This is a genomic window from Nonomuraea sp. NPDC050680 (genome assembly GCF_040654555.1).
GTDB lineage: Bacteria > Actinomycetota > Actinomycetes > Streptosporangiales > Streptosporangiaceae > Nonomuraea.
Genome location: NZ_JBFAIF010000011.1, coordinates 206,493 through 222,276 on the forward strand (window position 1 = coordinate 206,493; position 15,784 = coordinate 222,276).

Consider the following 15,784-nt stretch of genomic DNA (forward strand, 5'->3'; position numbering starts at 1 on the left):
CGACACATCCCCTGATGATCGGCCCCTGATACTAGAGAAGTGGTCATGTCGCGAAAGATCGCCGGATTCCTCATCGTGCTCGGCGTGTTCATGGTGTTCGAGTGGATCAACCTCGGGTTTAACCTGGCAGACGGCCATCCCACGAGCTTCTACGTGGTGCACGGCATCCTGATCGCGGTCAACCTCGTACTCGCGATCGTATTGGCCGTCATCGGCTGGAAGGGGCTCCGCAGAGCGCGCGGCGAGTGAGCCGGTGCAGCTCGTCGGCCTCCTCGCGGGAGTCGCCGATCGTGGTGAAGCCGAGCTTGCCGTGCTCGGGGAGCGCCCCGAGCAGGTGGAAGACGTTTCCCGTACGACGGGTGTGATCGAAGCCGAGACCGAGCGCCTCGACCATCCGCACGACCTGGCCGGGGGAGCGGCCGCGCAGGCAGCCGGCCGCGCAGTTGTCGGTCGCGGTGTAGTACTTGGGCTGGTCGCCGGCCATGAGCAGCCCGGTCCCCGGATCGTAGGAGGCGCCGGTGGTCAGCACCGCGGCGCCGAAGGGATGCGTGGTGCCGCCGATCCGCAGGTTGACCTCGCACAGCAGCGCCGCGTATCCGGCGTCGGTCTCCAGCGCGAAGAAGTCCATGCCGAACAGTCCCACCACGCCCCGCTCCGCCATGACACGAGCGATCCGCTCGGCCGACGCGCCCACCTCGGCCCGGTACTCCGGCGCCGCCGGGAACGTACAGCCCTGGTAGACGTCCTGGTTGGCGCCGCCGAGCACCTGGTCGTGGGTGGCCACGACGCTGTGCCGGCCGCCGGGGGTGATGCGGGCCAGCGCACTGGGATAGTGCAGCGGGCGGTGCTCGATGAACTCCTCCACGACCGCGCCGCGTTCGCGGATCTTCGCGGTGAAGCTCTTCCAGGTCTCGCCGTACGCGGAGAAGCTCGTCCCCGGCAGATCGCCCTTGGGCACGATGGCGTTGCCGAGACCCGAGTAGCCGTCGTTCAGCTTGACCATCACCCGCTCGCCCGGCAGAGCCTCGATCGCGTCCTCGATCTCGGCCAAGGAGTGCAGATCCCCGAACCCGCGGGCCATCGGCACGCCGGCCTCCTGGCCGACCTCGCGGGAGCCGCTCTTGGAGCCGTAGTAGGCGAGCGAGGTGGCCGGGCCGTACACCGGGATGCCCAGCAGCGCGGCGAACTCCTCCTCCAGCTCGCTCAGCACGAACGGCACCATCCACGCGTCGCCGTCGATCGCCGAACGCACCTGCTCGACCACCTCGGGCCGCGAGAGCAGGGTCCTGGTCAGCGGCTGCGAGTGCGGGTCGTCGAGACTGATCAGCCGCAGCCGTTTGGCGGCGTCATCCGGATCAGGCAGGAAGCCGAGATAGTAGGCGATGATGTCCGGATCGATGGGCGCGGAGGAGAGATAGATCACTTTGACGCCGGGCTCGCGGAGCGTGAGGAGGAGGAAGAGCAGGCGCTCCTCGTAACATCTGGCTCCGGTGATGCGGCGCAGCTCGTCCTGCGGAAGAGAGAGCGAGGGTACGACCACCAGGGTCCCCTCGCTCGGCTCGAAGATGCACAACCCGGCATACTTCTCCCCGAACGGGATTTTAGTGATCATATTTTCGAGTGAAACACGCATTCTACGCGAAAGCATCCATCGCCGGAGTGTCATGACCATGACGGGAGGTGACAGGATTCGAAAGCGCAGACCACGTTTGGAAGTCACGTCCACGGGTCACCATCTAATGATCCCTTGTGACTATTTTCCAGATCATCTGCGTCCTCACGCACGGTGACGACCTGCGGTTACGGGCATGCAGTCGCCCGGCTTTCGGGGTTTCTGTCGGCGCGAAGCCACACGCAAGAGATAAAGTTGGAACATCGCCTTCGGGTTCATGGCCGACCGCCGTGTTCCGCAGTGGGTTGTCCTCAGGAGGGGATCACAACCCCGTGCTGACGATCTCTGGCACCGAAACCTGTGGGTGCGGCATTTTCGCCGGACGGCTGCTCTGACCGGACAGCCGACCGCAGCGAGGCCAAAGGACGATTTACGGCGCTATAAGCCGTGCGACTTCGGGCAGTTGACGATCGCGTGGCAATGGAACAGGACGGTGAACTCATGCGGGGACGTGAGCTTCGGGGGGAACTCGACGCGTTCCTGACGGAGACCGATCAGGAGCTGGTGGCATTCCGCCGCGACTTGCACATGCATCCTGAGCTGGCCTTCGCTGAATATCGCACGACTCAGCGCATCGCCGAGCGGCTCACCGCCGCCGGCCTGGTGCCGTCGGTGCTGCCCCGCGGCACCGGCCTGATCTGCGACGTGGGCAGCGGAGACGGCCCCACGGTCGCGCTGCGCGCCGACATCGACGCGCTGCCGCTGCACGACGAGAAAGACGTGCCCTACCGCTCGACCGTCCCCGGCGCCTGCCACGCGTGCGGCCACGACGTGCACACCACGATCCTGCTCGGCACCTCGATCTTCCTCGCCCAGCAGGCCGCCGCGGGCCTGCTGCCCGGCCGGGTCCGCCTGATCTTCCAGCCCGCCGAGGAACTGCCCGGCGGCGCGCTCGAGGTCATGGCGCACGGCGGCATCAGCGGCGTGGAGCGCATCTTCGGCCTCCACTGCGACCCGCGCGTCGACCTCGGCCACGTCGGGCTCAAGCCCGGCCCGATCACCTCCGCCTGCGACAAGCTGGCCATCAGGGTGTCGGGTCCCGGCGGCCACACGGCCCGCCCGCACCTCACCGCCGACCTGGTCTTCGCCCTCGCCAAGATCCTCACCGAACTGCCCGCCGCGCTCTCGCGCCGGGTGGACCCGCGCTCCTCGCTCAGCCTGGTCTGGGGCAAGGTTCAGGCCGGTTCCGCGGCCAACGCGATCCCCGACGACGGCGTGGCCGAGGGCACCGTGCGCTGCCTCGACGAGAACGCCTGGCACGCGGCGCCCGACCTGATCAAGTCGCTGCTGGAGTCGGTCGCCGGCGCTTACGGGATCGACGCGACGATGGAATACACCCGCGGGGTGCCGCCCGTCGTCAACGACGAGATGAGCGTCGACATGCTGGCCGAGGCGGTCGAGCGGGCGCTGGGGCCGGGCGCGGTGGTGCCCACGCAGCAGTCGCTCGGCGGCGAGGACTTCGCCTGGTACCTCGAGTCGATCCCGGGAGCGCTGGCCCGGCTCGGCACGCGCTCGCCGGGTGGCGTGACGTACGACATCCACCAGGGGACGTTCGACATCGACGAGGCGGCGATCGCCCTGGGCGTCCGCCTCATGGCCGCCACCGCCCTGACCGCGCTCTGGGAGCCGGTCGTCGATTCTGTCCTTGCTTGATCTGCGCTGACGGTGCGTGCTTGATCTTCCCTCGCGGTCGGCAGTGATTCTTCTTTTACGGCAAGCATGGGCCAGCCCCACCCTTCTGGGCGGGGCTGGCGTCTGTCCAGGGAAACGCTCCTCCGGTTTACCGGGTTGAGCGCCGTGACGTGCGCATTCTTGGCCCCGGCCGCCCTATGGCCTGACCACCGGCAGGATCAGGGATGACTTGGCCGGGTTGACGGTGAACTTCGAGCCCTCCGGGTACCGGAGCGTGTAGTCCCGGTCCGTTGACGTGATGATCAGGCCGATCTTGTGGCCCTGGTCGAACCGATAGTCCTTTGGCTGGAAGTCCCAGGTGAAGGTGTATTCCTGGGCGGGTCTGACGCTCTCTGTCCTCGCCGGGTCGTGGCGGTTCCGGATGTCCAGCCAGCCTCTTGAGACGATCTTGTAGGGCGTGGTGGCCGTGCCCAGCCTGCGCAGTGCCGTGCAGCCCGTGTCGCCCGGGACGCCTTCGCCGTAGCAGAGGGTTTCGCCTGTCGGGACCAGGGTTCCGTCCGCCCGGGTGCCCGCGCCGTAGTCGACCAGCAGGGCCGTCAAATACGGCGAGGAGCCGCCATCGCGGGCCGCTCGGAGCGAGATCGTCGGGGTGCCGGAGATCCGGACCGCGGCCGGCAGCTCCGGCGTCAGGTAGGCCAGGCGGTTGGGATCCGCGGCCGGGGCCGCCTCCACCAGTTGTTCGGCGGTGCGGGACTTCTGGTCGACGAAGGACTCGCGGGCCGCGTACTGCGGGAAGACGTTCAGCTTCGAGCCGGAGCCGAGGTGCAGGGCCACTGGTTTGGTGGCCGGAAGTGGCCACGATGCGTGAGTGCCCCACTCGCCGGGGGCGATTTCGACGTCCGCCTGCGGCTCGCGCATGATGCCGCTGTCGATGCCGTACAGCCAGTAGTCGAACCAGCCGTGCAGTTGCCGCAGCCATTCGGCGGTGCGCAGGTTGAAGGGGTTCATGTGGGTGCCCTGGTGCAGCCAGATCTTGCGGGGCACGTGGCGCTTGGACAGGGCGTACCACCACTGGGCGAACTGCTTGGTCTTGACGTTCCAGTCGTTGAGGCCGTGCACGACGAAGACGCTGGCCCTGACCTTGTCGACGTCGTTGAGGTAGTTGCGGGCGTTCCAGAAGCGGCTGTAGTCGCCGCTCACCCGGTCCTGTGTCGCCGTCAGGGAGTCCATGACGGGGCCGCAGACCTGCTGCCCGTCGGCGCGGGTGAGCACGTACTTGGCCAGCACGTCCGCGTCCTCGCCCTGGAAGCCGCCCGCCGCCAGCACGCCGCCGTTCGCCCGGTAGTAGTCGTACCAGGAGGAGATCGCGGCGATGGGCACGATCGTCTTCAGTCCCTTGACACCCGTCGAGGCGACCGCGTTGGGCAGCGTGCCGTTGTAGGAGACGCCGATCATGCCCACGTTCCCGGTCGACCAGGTCGCCGAGACGGGCGCGCCCTCAGGGGTGAACCCCTTCGCGCGGCCGTTCAGCCAGTCGATAGCGGCCTTCGGGCCGGCCGTCTCGTTGCGGTCGCCGGTGGTGGGGCAGCCGGTGGCGCGGCCGCTGCCCAGGTTCTCCACCAGCGCGATCGCGTAGCCGCGGGGCAGGAAGTAGTTGTCGTAGTAGCCGTCGAACGGCTCGGCCGCCAGCTTGTTCGCGTACGAGCGCAGGGTCGGTAGCGGGTTGCCGTTCTCGTCCACGTCCACCACGTGGTTCGGCACGTCGTTGCCGCCCGCGTAGTAGGGGCTGGCCTCCATGATGACCGGGACCTTCAGCCCCTCGTCGGTCTCCTTCGGGCGCAGGATGTCCACGGCGACGCGGTCCGGCAGGCCGTCGCTGTCGCTGTCGGTCCCCGCGACCTCGACGTACACCGTCTGCTTGACGGCGTCGGCGCGGGAGAAGACGGGCTGAGTGGCGTTGTTCTCGATCTTGATTGCCGGCGCCTCAGCCGGGGCGGTCGGTGTATCTGCTGTGGCGGGCGCCGCGCCCATGGCCGCGATGAGGACCGCGGCCATGGGAATGATCATGGCCTTCCAAGGATGCATGTAGGGCTCCAGGATGAAAATCCACCGTTGATCAGGAATCTCTGCCATGATCGACCTGACGGCAAGGGCCCCCCGGTGTCCAAAGTTGGGTAAAGCTTCCCGAGCCGCTCCCCGGACCGCATCCGCAGATTCAGGTCACGGACACGAGTGATGTCGATAACGGAGCGGTTGCGACCCTGTGTGCCGGTTTTGTCCGCCCTGGTCAACCAACTATCTTCCGTGCAGGGTTGCCGTACATTTCTTCGCGCCTGCGACGAAGTCTGACGGCGGGGAAATGGAAAGGAGTCGCCTTGCTCAGCAAGCGATTCGGCAGGATGGCGGCCGGTTCGATAGCGGGTGCCATGCTGATGGCGGCCGCGGCCTGTGGCGGCAGCGGCGGCACGGGAAGCGACGCCACGTCCAGCGCGGCGCCGACCTCCGGAGCCACCAGTGAGGCGCCGAAGTCCGGCGCGCTCAAGGTCGGCCTCGCTTTCGACGTCGGCGGCCGTGGTGACAAGTCCTTCAACGACGCCGCCTACGCGGGCCTGGAGAAGGCCAAGACGGAGCTCAAGGCCGACATCAAGGAGCTGAGCCCCGCGGCCGACGGCTCCAACCGCGGCGAGCTCCTCCGCCAGCTGGCCGACGCGGGCTACAACCCGATCATCGGCGTCGGCTTCGCCTACGGCGACGACATCAAGAAGACGGCCGAGGAATACCCGGAGATCCAGTTCGCGGTCGTCGACTCCGCCTCGAACGCGGCCAACGTCACCGGCCTGCTGTTCGCCGAGGAGCAGGGCTCCTACCTGGCGGGCGTCGCCGCGGCGACCAAGGCCAAGAGCGGCCACGTCGGCTTCGTCGGCGGTGTCGAGAACGACCTGATCAAGAAGTTCCAGGCGGGCTTCGAGGCCGGTGTGAAGTCGGTCAAGAAGGACGCCAAGATCGACGTCAAGTACCTGACCCCCGACGGTGACTTCAGCGGCTTCAAGTCCCCCGACAAGGGCAAGGTCGCGGCCGAGAAGATGTACCAGGACGGCGCGGAGATCGTCTACCACGCCGCCGGCGACTCGGGCCTGGGCGTGTTCCAGGCGGCGGCCGCGGCCAAGAAGAAGGCCATCGGCGTCGACTCCGACCAGCGCCAGACGGTCAAGGAGACCGACCTGCAGCCGGTCATCATGACCTCGATGCTCAAGCGCGTGGACGTCGGCGTGTTCGAGTTCGTCAAGGCGTTCCAGGGTGGCGCCAAGGGTGGCAGCAACACCATCTACGACCTCAAGGTCGACGGCGTGGGCCTGGCCACCACCGGTGGCGAGATCGACGACATCAAGGACAAGCTGGACGCCGCCAAGCAGGACATCATCGACGGCAAAATCACGGTTCCGTCCAAGCCGTAATTGAGGTAGGAACGTTGACCGAGGGCCCGGAGTCCAGACCGACCCCGGGCCTTCGGCCTATCCGCTCTTGGAGACACCAGTGAGCGGAGCGATTGAGGAGCGGTGAGCGATCTGTGAACGCCGACACCCTCGCCGCGGTGCAACCCGCCGTCGAGCTGGAGGGCATCACCAAACGCTTCCCCGGCGTCGTCGCCAACCATGACATCCGCATCACCGTCGAACCCGGCACGGTGCACGCGATCGTGGGGGAGAACGGCGCGGGCAAGTCCACCCTGATGAAGATCCTGTACGGCATGCAGAAGCCGGACGAGGGCACGATCAAGGTGAACGGTGTGGAAGTGGCCTTCCGCACGCCGAGCGACGCCATCAACGCGGGCATCGGCATGGTCCACCAGCACTTCATGCTGGCCGACAACTTCACCGTGCTGGAGAACATCGTCCTCGGCGCCGAGCCGAAGAAGGGCGGCCGGCTCGACTCCGCCGGGGCCCGCGCGCGCATCAGCGAGCTGGCCGCCGGCCATGGCCTGCGGGTGGACCCCGACCGGCTGGTGGAGGACCTCGGCGTCGGTGACCGGCAGCGAGTGGAGATCCTCAAGGTCCTCTACCGTGGCGCGCGCATCCTGATCCTCGACGAGCCGACCGCGGTGCTCGTACCCCAGGAGGTCGACGAGCTCTTCGACAACCTGCGCGAGCTCAAGGCCGAAGGTCTGACGGTCATCTTCATCTCCCACAAGCTCGACGAGGTGCTCAGCATCGCCGACGCGATCACCGTGATCCGGCGCGGCACCACGGTCGCCAGCGTCGACCCGGCCGAGGTCACCGCGCGACAGCTGGCCGAGCTCATGGTCGGCAGCGAGCTGCCCACGCCCGAGACCCGCGAGTCCACGGTGACCGACGAGATGGCGCTGAAGGTGTCCGGCCTGACCATGGAGGCCGACGGCTTTCGCCCGGTGCCCAAGGGCACCTCGATCCCCCTGTACGTGGAGAAACTCCGCGCGGAGGGCCGCCGGCTGCTCCTCGACGACGTGTCGTTCGAGATCCACAAGGGCGAGATCCTGGGCATCGCCGGGGTCGAGGGCAACGGCCAGTCCGAGCTGATCGAGGCCATCATGGGCATGCGGCCCGTGCACGGCGACATCTCGCTCGACGGCGCCGACATCAGCACCTGGTCCACCCTCAAACGCCGTGAGTCGGGCATCGGCTACATCCCTGAGGATCGCCACCGCCAGGGTCTGCTGCTGGAGGCCTCGCTCTGGGAGAACCGGGTGCTCGGCCACCAGACCAGACCGCCCGCGCGCAAGGGCATCTGGGTCAACCGGCGCTCGTCCAGAGCCGACACCGAACGCATCGTCAAGGACTACGACGTCCGCACACCGAGCGTCGACACGCTGGCGCTGGCCCTGTCGGGCGGCAACCAGCAGAAGCTGATCGTCGGGCGTGAGATGAGCGGCGAGCCGAAGTTCCTCATCGCCGCCCACCCCACCCGCGGCGTCGACGTGGGCGCGCAGGCCGCGATCTGGGACCACCTGCGTAACGCCAGGGCGGCGGGCCTGGCCGTACTCCTGATCTCGGCCGACCTCGACGAGCTCATCGGCCTGTCCGACACGCTGCGGGTGATCTACGGCGGGCGGCTCGTCGCCCGCCTCGACCCGTCCGACGTCACACCCGAGCGGTTGGGCGGCTACATGACCGGCGCCATCACCAGCACTGAGGAGATGTGATGCCCGCCGGGCTCTACCGGGCGCTACTGACGGTCGCCGGCGCCATCGCCGCCATCGTCCTGGCGATCGTGATCTCCAGCGTCGCGATCATCGCGGCGGGGGCCAGCCCCGAGGCCGCGTTCGCCGCCTTCTTCGACTTCGGCCAGACCGAGCGGGCGGTGGTCAACGGCATCGTGACCATGCTCAACCGGGCCGTGCCGCTGTTCATCGCGGGCCTGGCGGTGGCCGTCGGCTTCCGGATGAACCTCTTCAACATCGGCGTGGAAGGCCAGTACCGGATCGCGGCCGTCTGCGCCGCGTACGTCGGCTCCACGTTCGCGGCGCCCGCCTGGATCCAGATCCCGGTGATCATCGTGGTGGCGATGGCCGTGGGCGGCTTCTACGCGCTGATCCCCGCCGTGATGAAGGTGACGAGGGGGGTGAACGAGGTCATCGCCACGATCATGCTGAACTACATCGCGATCAACCTGGCCGCCTTCCTCGTCCGTGGCCCCTTCACGGGGGAGCGGGCCAAGGGAGTGCTCACCACCACGACGCCTACGCTGCCCCAGTCGGCCTGGTTCCCCAACCTCAATGTCGTGTTCGAGATGTTCGGGCTGCCCGCGCCCCGCGGCGGCGGTCTGTGGGGCTTCCTCCTGGTGGCCGTCCTGCTGGGCATCGGGCTCTGGGTGGTGCTGGAGCGGACCCGGTTCGGTTTCGAGGTCAAGGCCAGTGGTCTCAACGCCTCGGCGGCGCTGGCCTCCGGCGTCAGCCCGAAGAAGATGGTCATCTCCGCGATGGTGCTCTCCGGCGCGATCGCCGGGCTGATCGGCATGCCGGAGATCCTCGGCGACAAGCACTCCTTCGGCTCCAACTTCACTCCGGGACTGGGCTTCCTGGGCATCGCCGTGGCGCTGCTCGGCCGCAACAAACCCGGTGGCATCGCCATCGCGGCGCTGCTGTTCGGCTTCCTGGACCGGGCACAGGGTCCGCTGCAGTTCGCCAACGTGCCGCCCTCGGTCATCATGATCATGCAGGGCACGATCGTGCTGCTGGTGGTCATCGCCAACGAGATCACCAGCAGGATCGCGCTGCGGCGCGAGGAACGGCGGGCCGCACAGCAGCTCGGCAGGAACACTCCCGTTGAGGTGGCAGCATGACAAAGGTCAGCCGATATCACCTGGCGCTCATCGGCGTGGCCGTGCTCATCCTGGTCATGTCGGTGGTCCGCGTCGTCTCCGGGCAGGACGACATCACCTCGTCCGGCACCTTCAACGCCGCCCTGATGCTGTCGGTGCCCATCGGCCTGGCCGGGCTCGGCGGCCTGTGGGCCGAGCGGGCGGGCGTGGTCAACATCGGCCTCGAAGGCATGATGGTGCTCGGCACGTGGTTCGCCGGCTGGGCCGGATACCAGTGGGGCTTCATGGCCGCGCTGGTTGCCGGGCTGATCGCGGGCGCGCTCGGCGGCCTCATCCACGCGGTGGCGACCGTGACGTTCGGCGTCGACCACATCATCAGCGGCGTCGCCATCAACCTGCTCGGCCCCGGCATCACCCGCTTCCTGTCGGAGGTCCTCTACAAGGAGGGCACCGCCGCGGCGGCGGCGGGCGCGGGCATCACCACCTCGCCGGCCATGTCGTCGGAGGCGCCCACGCCCAGCCTGCCGCTGTTCTCGTCGGGTCCCGACTGGCTCGGCAGCCTGGAGCGCACCCACTGGTTCCTGGTCTCCGACCTCGCGGGCATCCTGCGCGGGCTCACCCACGAGGTGAACGTGCTGGTCATCCTGGCCGTGCTGCTGCTTCCGCTGACGTTCTTCGTGCTCTGGCGTACGGCGTTCGGCGTGCGGCTGCGCTCGGCGGGCGAGAACCCGTGGGCGGCCGAGTCGCTGGGCGTGAACGTCTACCTGATCAAGTACGTGGCCGTCGTCATCTCCGGCGCGTTCGCCGGGCTCGGCGGGGTCTTCCTGGTCTTCATCACCACCAAGTACGTCGAGGGCCAGACGGCGGGCCGCGGGTTCATCGGCCTGGCCGCCATGATCTTCGGCAACTGGCGCCCTGGCGGGCTGGGCGCGGGCGCCGCGCTGTTCGGGTACGCGGACGCCCTGCAACTGCGCAGCTCCGGGACCAGCTCGCCCGTCACGTCGTTCTTCCTGTTCGGTGCCATACTGCTGCTCATCTACATCGCCGCCAAGCTGCGCGCGCTGCTGTCGTCCGGCCAGCCCGCGGAGATGGTCACCAGGGGCGCCAGGGAGTACAACCTGATCGCGGCGGCCGCCGCGGGCATGATCGTGCTGATCTGGCTGTGGCTGACCGTCGACAAGTTGCCGAACGAGTTCGTCTTCATCACACCACACGTGCTCACGCTGCTCGTGCTCCTGGTGGCTTCGCAGCGGCTGCGGATGCCCAAGGCCGACGGCGTGCGCTATCGCCGGGGGGAACAGCATTGAACGTCGACTGGGACGGCCTGCGCACGGAGGCCATCGAGGCCATGCACAACGCGTACGCGCCCTACTCCAAGTTTCCGGTCGGCGCGGCGGCGCTCGTTGACGACGGCCGCGTCATCACCGGCTGCAACGTCGAGAACGCCTCCTACGGCCTGGGCCTGTGCGCCGAGTGCGGCCTGGTCTCGGCGCTGCACTCCTCGGGCGGCGGCCGGCTGGTGGCCTTCACCTGTGTGGACGGCCACGGGGAGCTGCTGATGCCGTGCGGGCGCTGCCGGCAGCTGCTCTTCGAGTTCGGCGGCGAGGAACTGCTGGTCGAGACCGTGGACGGGCCGAAGCGAATGGCTGAGATCCTGCCCTACGCCTTCGGCCCCGACGACCTGTCGAGGTCCGCCTGATGTCCATGGACGTCATAGAGGTCGACGTTATTGAAGTCATCGTCGCCAAGCGGGACGGTGGCGAACTGACGGCCGCCCAGATCGACTGGGTGATCGACGCCTACACCCGCGGCGCGGTCGCCGACGAGCAGATGTCCGCGCTGGCCATGGCCATCCTGCTGAACGGCATGAACCGGCGCGAGATCGCCGGTTGGACGCAGGCGATGATCCGCTCGGGCGAGCGGATGGACTGGTCCGCGCTGGACCGGCCCACCGCCGACAAGCACTCCACCGGCGGCGTCGGCGACAAGATCACGCTGCCGCTCGCACCGCTGGTGGCCGCGTGCGGCGCCTATGTCCCGCAGCTCTCGGGCCGTGGCCTCGGCCACACCGGCGGCACGCTGGACAAGCTGGAGTCGATTCCCGGCTGGCGGGCCTCGCTGTCCAACGACGAGATGCTCTCGGTGCTGCGCTCGGCGGGCGCGGTCGTCTGCGCCGCCGGCTCGGGCCTCGCCCCTGCCGACAAGAAGCTGTACGCCCTGCGCGACGTCACGGGCACGGTCGAGTCGATCCCGCTCATCGCTTCGTCGATCATGTCCAAGAAGATCGCGGAGGGCACCGGTTCGCTGGTGCTCGACGTCAAGGTGGGCTCGGGCGCGTTCATGAAGACGCCGGAGCGGGCCCGCGAGCTGGCCGAGACGATGGTCGCGCTGGGCACCGACGCGGGCGTGCGCACGGTCGCCCTGCTCACCGCCATGGACCGCCCCCTGGGCCGCGCCGTGGGCAACGCCCTGGAGGTCGAGGAGTCGGTCGAGGTCCTGGCGGGCGGCGGGCCGCCGGACGTCGTGGAGCTGACCGTACGGCTGGCGCGGGAGATGCTGGAGGCGGCCGGGATCTCCGGTCCAGACCCGGCACGGGCGCTGGCGGACGGCTCGGCCATGGACGCCTGGCGCCGGATGATCACCGCCCAGGGCGGCGACCCGGACGCGATCCTGCCCAGGGCGGCGGAGACCATGGTGGTCGAGGCGCCGTCCTCGGGGGTCCTGTCACGCCTGGACGCCTATGCCGTCGGCCTGGCGGCCTGGCGGTTGGGGGCGGGGCGGGCTCGTAAGGAGGATCCGGTGTCGTTCGGGGCGGGCATCGTGCTGCATGCCAAGCCGGGTGACCTGGTGCGTGCGGGGCAGCCTCTGATGACCCTGCACGCGGACGAGACGGGTCGCTTCGAGCGGGCTCTGGCGGCGCTGCGGGGCGGCTACGAGGTCGGGTCAGGGAGCGCCGAGGTGCTGCCTCTGGTGATGGACCGCATCACGGCCTAGTACACGGGCTTAAGCCTCAGCGTACGAGCACAGGCGCTTGAGCCTCGTACGAGCACAGGCGCTTGAGCCTCAGCGTACGAGCACAGGCGCGTCGGCGAAGATGTCGGCGAGCACGGCGCGCTGCGTCGGGAGGGCCTCCTTGTGGCGTGCTCTCCCCGCCTCGGTGATGCAGACGAAGACGCCACGGCGGTCCTGGTCGCACACCCCGCGCGAGACCAGCTGAGCCTTCTCCAGCCGCGCCACGACCCTGGACAGCGCGCTCTGGCTCAGGTGAACCTCGTCGCAGAGCTCCTGGATCCGGAGCTTCTTGTCGTGATGGACGATCCGGTCCAGCACCTCGAACTCGCTCGGCCCCAGGCCGTGCTTGTCACCCAGCTCGCGTTCCAGCGAGCACATCGCCTTGGCGTGCTTCGCCAGGACGTAGTGCCAGGTCCCGACCACGAACTCCTCGTCCATGTCGCGGAGGTTACCACTTCGCTAAAACTTATGCAACGGAATTAAATGCGGTTGCATTAGATGCGGATGCATGTAGTGTACTGACTCATGTCCTCTCACTCATCCCGTTGGGGCGCGCTCGCCGTGCTCTGTGCAGTGATCTTCCTTGACGCCCTTGACGTGTCGATGGTCGGCGTGGCGCTGCCCGCCATCCAGCACGACCTGGGCCTTTCTACCTCTTCTCTGCAGTGGGTTGTCAGCGGCTACGTGCTCGGTTATGGCGGTCTTCTGTTGCTGGGCGGCAGGACCGCCGACTTGCTCGGGCGACGCAGGGTGTTCCTGGTCGCGCTGGGTGTCTTCGCCGTCGCGTCGTTGCTCGGTGGTCTGGTGGACGACGGCGCTCTGCTGATCGCGGCCAGGTTCATCAAGGGGGTGGGCGCCGCCTTCACCGCGCCGGCCGCGCTTTCGATCATCACCACCACGTTTCCCGAGGGGCCTGAGCGCAACAAGGCACTCAGCATTTTCACCGCGTGTGGCGCCAGTGGTTACTCGCTCGGGCTGGTGCTGTCCGGTCTCCTGACCGAGATCGGCTGGCGGTGGACGCTGCTGATGCCGGTGCCGGTCGCGATCATCGCGCTGATCGCCGCGCTCAAGGTGCTGCCGCGCGGCGAGGAGGAGCGGGCCGAAGGCGGCCACGACCTGATCGGCGCCGTGCTGATCACCGCCTCGATGCTGCTGCTCGTCTTCACCGTCGTCCAGGCGCCCGAGGCCGGCTGGACCTCGCTGCGCACGATCGGCTCGCTGGTCGCCGTCGCCGCGCTGCTCGGCCTGTTCGTCTTCGCCGAGCTGCGGATGAGGCACCCGCTGGTACGACTGGGCATCCTGCGCTCCGGCTCGCTCGTCCGGGCGAACCTGGGTCTGCTCATCCTGATGGGCTCCTACGTGGCCTTCCAGTTCGTGGCCATGCAGTACTTCCAGAACCTGCTCGGCTGGTCGGCCCTGGGCACCGCGCTGGCGTTCCTGCCCGCCGGCCTGCTCGTCGCGATCACCTCGACCAAGATGGGCGACTTCGCCGACAGGTTCGGCACCACCAAGCTGACCATCATCGGCGCGGCGGCGCTGGCCGGTGGCTACGCGATGTTCCTGGGCATCGACGAGCACCCCAGCCTGGGCGGTCTGGTCATTCCCGGCATGCTGCTGCTGGGCATCGCGTTCGCGCTGTCGTTCGCGCCGCTGAACATCCAGGCCACGAACGGCGTGCACGACGACGAGCAAGGACTGGCCTCCGGGCTGCTCAACACCTCCGGCCAGGTGGGCGGCGCGATCGTGCTCGCCGTGGTCTCGGCGGTGCTGACCGCCGGCGGCACCACCATGTCGATCGAGTCGCTCCGCTCGGCGATCGTGGTGTCGCTGGTGCTGGCGCTGGTCGGCGTGGCGATCTCGGCCACCGGGCTGCGGGTACGCAAGCCGGTGGCGGCCCCGCAGGAAGAGGCCAAGGCGTACGAGACGGTCTGACGATCTAGGCGTCCGATTCGTTGGCAGGGCCCCGCGCGGTCGCGTACCGCGCGGGGCCTTCTCGCTCTTTGTGCTCCCCACGCGTCGTCCATGGGTGGCCCATGTTCGTGCCACTCGCGCGCCGCGCCGCTTGTGGTCCGCTGTGCTGGGGAATCAATCTGGTATGCGCCCGTCACCCGCGCTCGGGCATCCGCCGCGACGCCGCCCGGCCCACGCCGCCGCTCTCGCCTGTCTCGTCGTACTGACCGCGTGCGGTACGGTCCCGCCGGGCGGCGCTGGGAGCGGCGCGACCACGAGCGCGTCGGCCGAGCCCACCACCCCACCCAGGGTGGCTACTCCATCGACGTCGAACGGTCGGACCTCCACTTCTACTTCCACCTCCTCGTCCTCCACCTCCGTCTCTGTCGACACGGGCACGCGGGAGGCGGCGCCGACGAGCACGGTCGAGGTGGACGTACGGCACAACACCGGTGATCCGGCCGTCGTGCGGGCCGTCCGCTACGCCGCCCACGACACCTACGACCGCGTGGTGATCGACCTCAAGGGCTCCATGCCCGGCTATAACGTCAAATGGGTAGACAAACTGCTGCAGGACGGCTCAGGCGAGGACTTCGACCTCCCGGGCGGCGCGTACCTCCAGCTCATCCTCGCGCCCGCCGACGCACACGACGCCAAAGGCCGGCCCACCTGGAAGGGCGGCCCCATCTTCCCGGCCAACCTCGGCAACGTGACGCATGTGGTCAAGACCGGCGACTTCGAGGGCCGCGTCGGCGTCGGCCTGGTGCTCAACCATCAGGCGGCGTTCGAGCTGAAGGAGCAGTCCGATCCCGACCGGCTCGTCATCGACGTGGCACACTGACCTGGTGGTCAGAAAGATCGAAGCGGCGACTCGCATCCCGGTGCCCGGCGGCAAGCTCATCGACGAGCACGTGGGCCGTGTCAACAGCGGCGACGAGGCGATCTCCATCGCCCACATGGTCGCCCCGCCCGGCTGGGACGAGCCCGCCCAGACGCCCTCGTTCACCGAATACACCGTCGTCCTGCGCGGCACGCTCCTGGTCGAACACGCGAACGGCACGACCGAGGTCACGGCGGGCCAGTCCATCGTCACGGACCCGGGCGAGAAGATCCGCTACCGCACCGGCCCGGACGGCGCCGAGTACATCGCCGTCTGCCTGCCCGCCTTCTCCCCGGACACGGCCGGTCGCGCTGAGGCTTGACAGCTTCGCCGGGGCGCCCAAG

The 15,784-nt window shown here is 68.5% G+C and carries 14 protein-coding genes; 11 read left to right on the forward strand and 3 right to left on the reverse strand.

Going from position 1 to position 15,784, the window contains the following annotated elements:
* The first annotated feature begins 45 nt into the window (after positions 1–45).
* Positions 46–249 (forward strand): hypothetical protein, encoded by a 204-nt coding sequence (locus AB0H88_RS31915; RefSeq protein WP_357650965.1) that lies wholly within the window; start codon positions 46–48, stop codon positions 247–249.
* Here the strand turns inward: AB0H88_RS31915 and AB0H88_RS31920 are convergent.
* Positions 209–1,612 (reverse strand): peptide ligase PGM1-related protein, encoded by a 1,404-nt coding sequence (locus AB0H88_RS31920; RefSeq protein WP_357650967.1) that lies wholly within the window; start codon positions 1,610–1,612, stop codon positions 209–211. The genes AB0H88_RS31915 and AB0H88_RS31920 overlap by 41 nt on opposite strands.
* A gap of 501 nt (positions 1,613–2,113) precedes the next feature.
* Here AB0H88_RS31920 and AB0H88_RS31925 point away from each other — a divergent pair.
* Positions 2,114–3,325, forward strand: coding sequence for a M20 family metallopeptidase (locus tag AB0H88_RS31925; protein ID WP_357650969.1), 1,212 nt, complete (start codon positions 2,114–2,116; stop codon positions 3,323–3,325).
* Positions 3,326–3,499: 174 nt separating this feature from the next.
* Here AB0H88_RS31925 and AB0H88_RS31930 read toward each other — a convergent pair whose 3' ends face one another.
* Positions 3,500–5,371 carry a Xaa-Pro dipeptidyl-peptidase gene (locus AB0H88_RS31930; protein WP_357650971.1) on the reverse strand — a complete coding sequence of 624 codons (1,872 nt, stop codon included), beginning with the start codon at positions 5,369–5,371 and terminating at the stop codon, positions 3,500–3,502.
* Positions 5,372–5,679: 308 nt separating this feature from the next.
* Between AB0H88_RS31930 and AB0H88_RS31935 the strand changes: the two genes are divergently transcribed.
* The 6 genes from AB0H88_RS31935 (at position 5,680) to AB0H88_RS31960 (ending at position 12,592) form a co-directional block, all read left to right on the forward strand.
* Entirely contained in the window at positions 5,680–6,759 is a 1,080-nt protein-coding gene (locus AB0H88_RS31935) for a BMP family ABC transporter substrate-binding protein (protein ID WP_357650973.1), read from the forward strand.
* Between the two features lie 113 nt (positions 6,760–6,872).
* Entirely contained in the window at positions 6,873–8,480 is a 1,608-nt protein-coding gene (locus AB0H88_RS31940; protein WP_357650975.1) for an ABC transporter ATP-binding protein, read from the forward strand.
* On the forward strand, positions 8,480–9,619 hold the full coding sequence (locus tag AB0H88_RS31945; protein WP_357650977.1) for an ABC transporter permease: 1,140 nt from the start codon (positions 8,480–8,482) through the stop codon (positions 9,617–9,619). Before AB0H88_RS31940 ends, AB0H88_RS31945 begins: the two co-directional genes overlap by 1 nt.
* A complete protein-coding gene (locus tag AB0H88_RS31950; protein WP_357650979.1) occupies positions 9,616–10,905 on the forward strand; it encodes an ABC transporter permease in 1,290 nt (429 codons plus the stop codon). Before AB0H88_RS31945 ends, AB0H88_RS31950 begins: the two co-directional genes overlap by 4 nt.
* Positions 10,902–11,297: a cytidine deaminase gene (locus tag AB0H88_RS31955; protein ID WP_357650981.1), complete on the forward strand. Its 396-nt coding sequence runs from the start codon at positions 10,902–10,904 to the stop codon at positions 11,295–11,297. Before AB0H88_RS31950 ends, AB0H88_RS31955 begins: the two co-directional genes overlap by 4 nt.
* The gene (locus AB0H88_RS31960) at positions 11,297–12,592 is read left to right on the forward strand and encodes a thymidine phosphorylase (protein ID WP_357650984.1); all 1,296 of its coding nucleotides are present in this window, start codon (positions 11,297–11,299) and stop codon (positions 12,590–12,592) included. The genes AB0H88_RS31955 and AB0H88_RS31960 overlap by 1 nt, the downstream gene beginning before the upstream one ends.
* A gap of 69 nt (positions 12,593–12,661) precedes the next feature.
* Here the strand turns inward: AB0H88_RS31960 and AB0H88_RS31965 are convergent, their stop codons facing one another.
* Positions 12,662–13,048, reverse strand: coding sequence for a MarR family transcriptional regulator (locus AB0H88_RS31965; RefSeq protein WP_357650985.1), 387 nt, complete (start codon positions 13,046–13,048; stop codon positions 12,662–12,664).
* Between the two features lie 87 nt (positions 13,049–13,135).
* Here AB0H88_RS31965 and AB0H88_RS31970 point away from each other — a divergent pair, with 87 nt between their 5' ends.
* From AB0H88_RS31970 to AB0H88_RS31980, 3 genes are all read left to right on the forward strand, one after another.
* The gene (locus AB0H88_RS31970) at positions 13,136–14,542 is read left to right on the forward strand and encodes an MFS transporter (RefSeq protein WP_357650987.1); all 1,407 of its coding nucleotides are present in this window, start codon (positions 13,136–13,138) and stop codon (positions 14,540–14,542) included.
* Between the two features lie 163 nt (positions 14,543–14,705).
* Complete coding sequence (locus tag AB0H88_RS31975; protein WP_357650989.1) at positions 14,706–15,401, forward strand: hypothetical protein; 696 nt, start codon at positions 14,706–14,708, stop codon at positions 15,399–15,401.
* A gap of 4 nt (positions 15,402–15,405) precedes the next feature.
* Complete coding sequence (locus AB0H88_RS31980) at positions 15,406–15,762, forward strand: cupin (RefSeq protein WP_357650990.1); 357 nt, start codon at positions 15,406–15,408, stop codon at positions 15,760–15,762.
* Positions 15,763–15,784 lie beyond the last annotated feature (22 nt).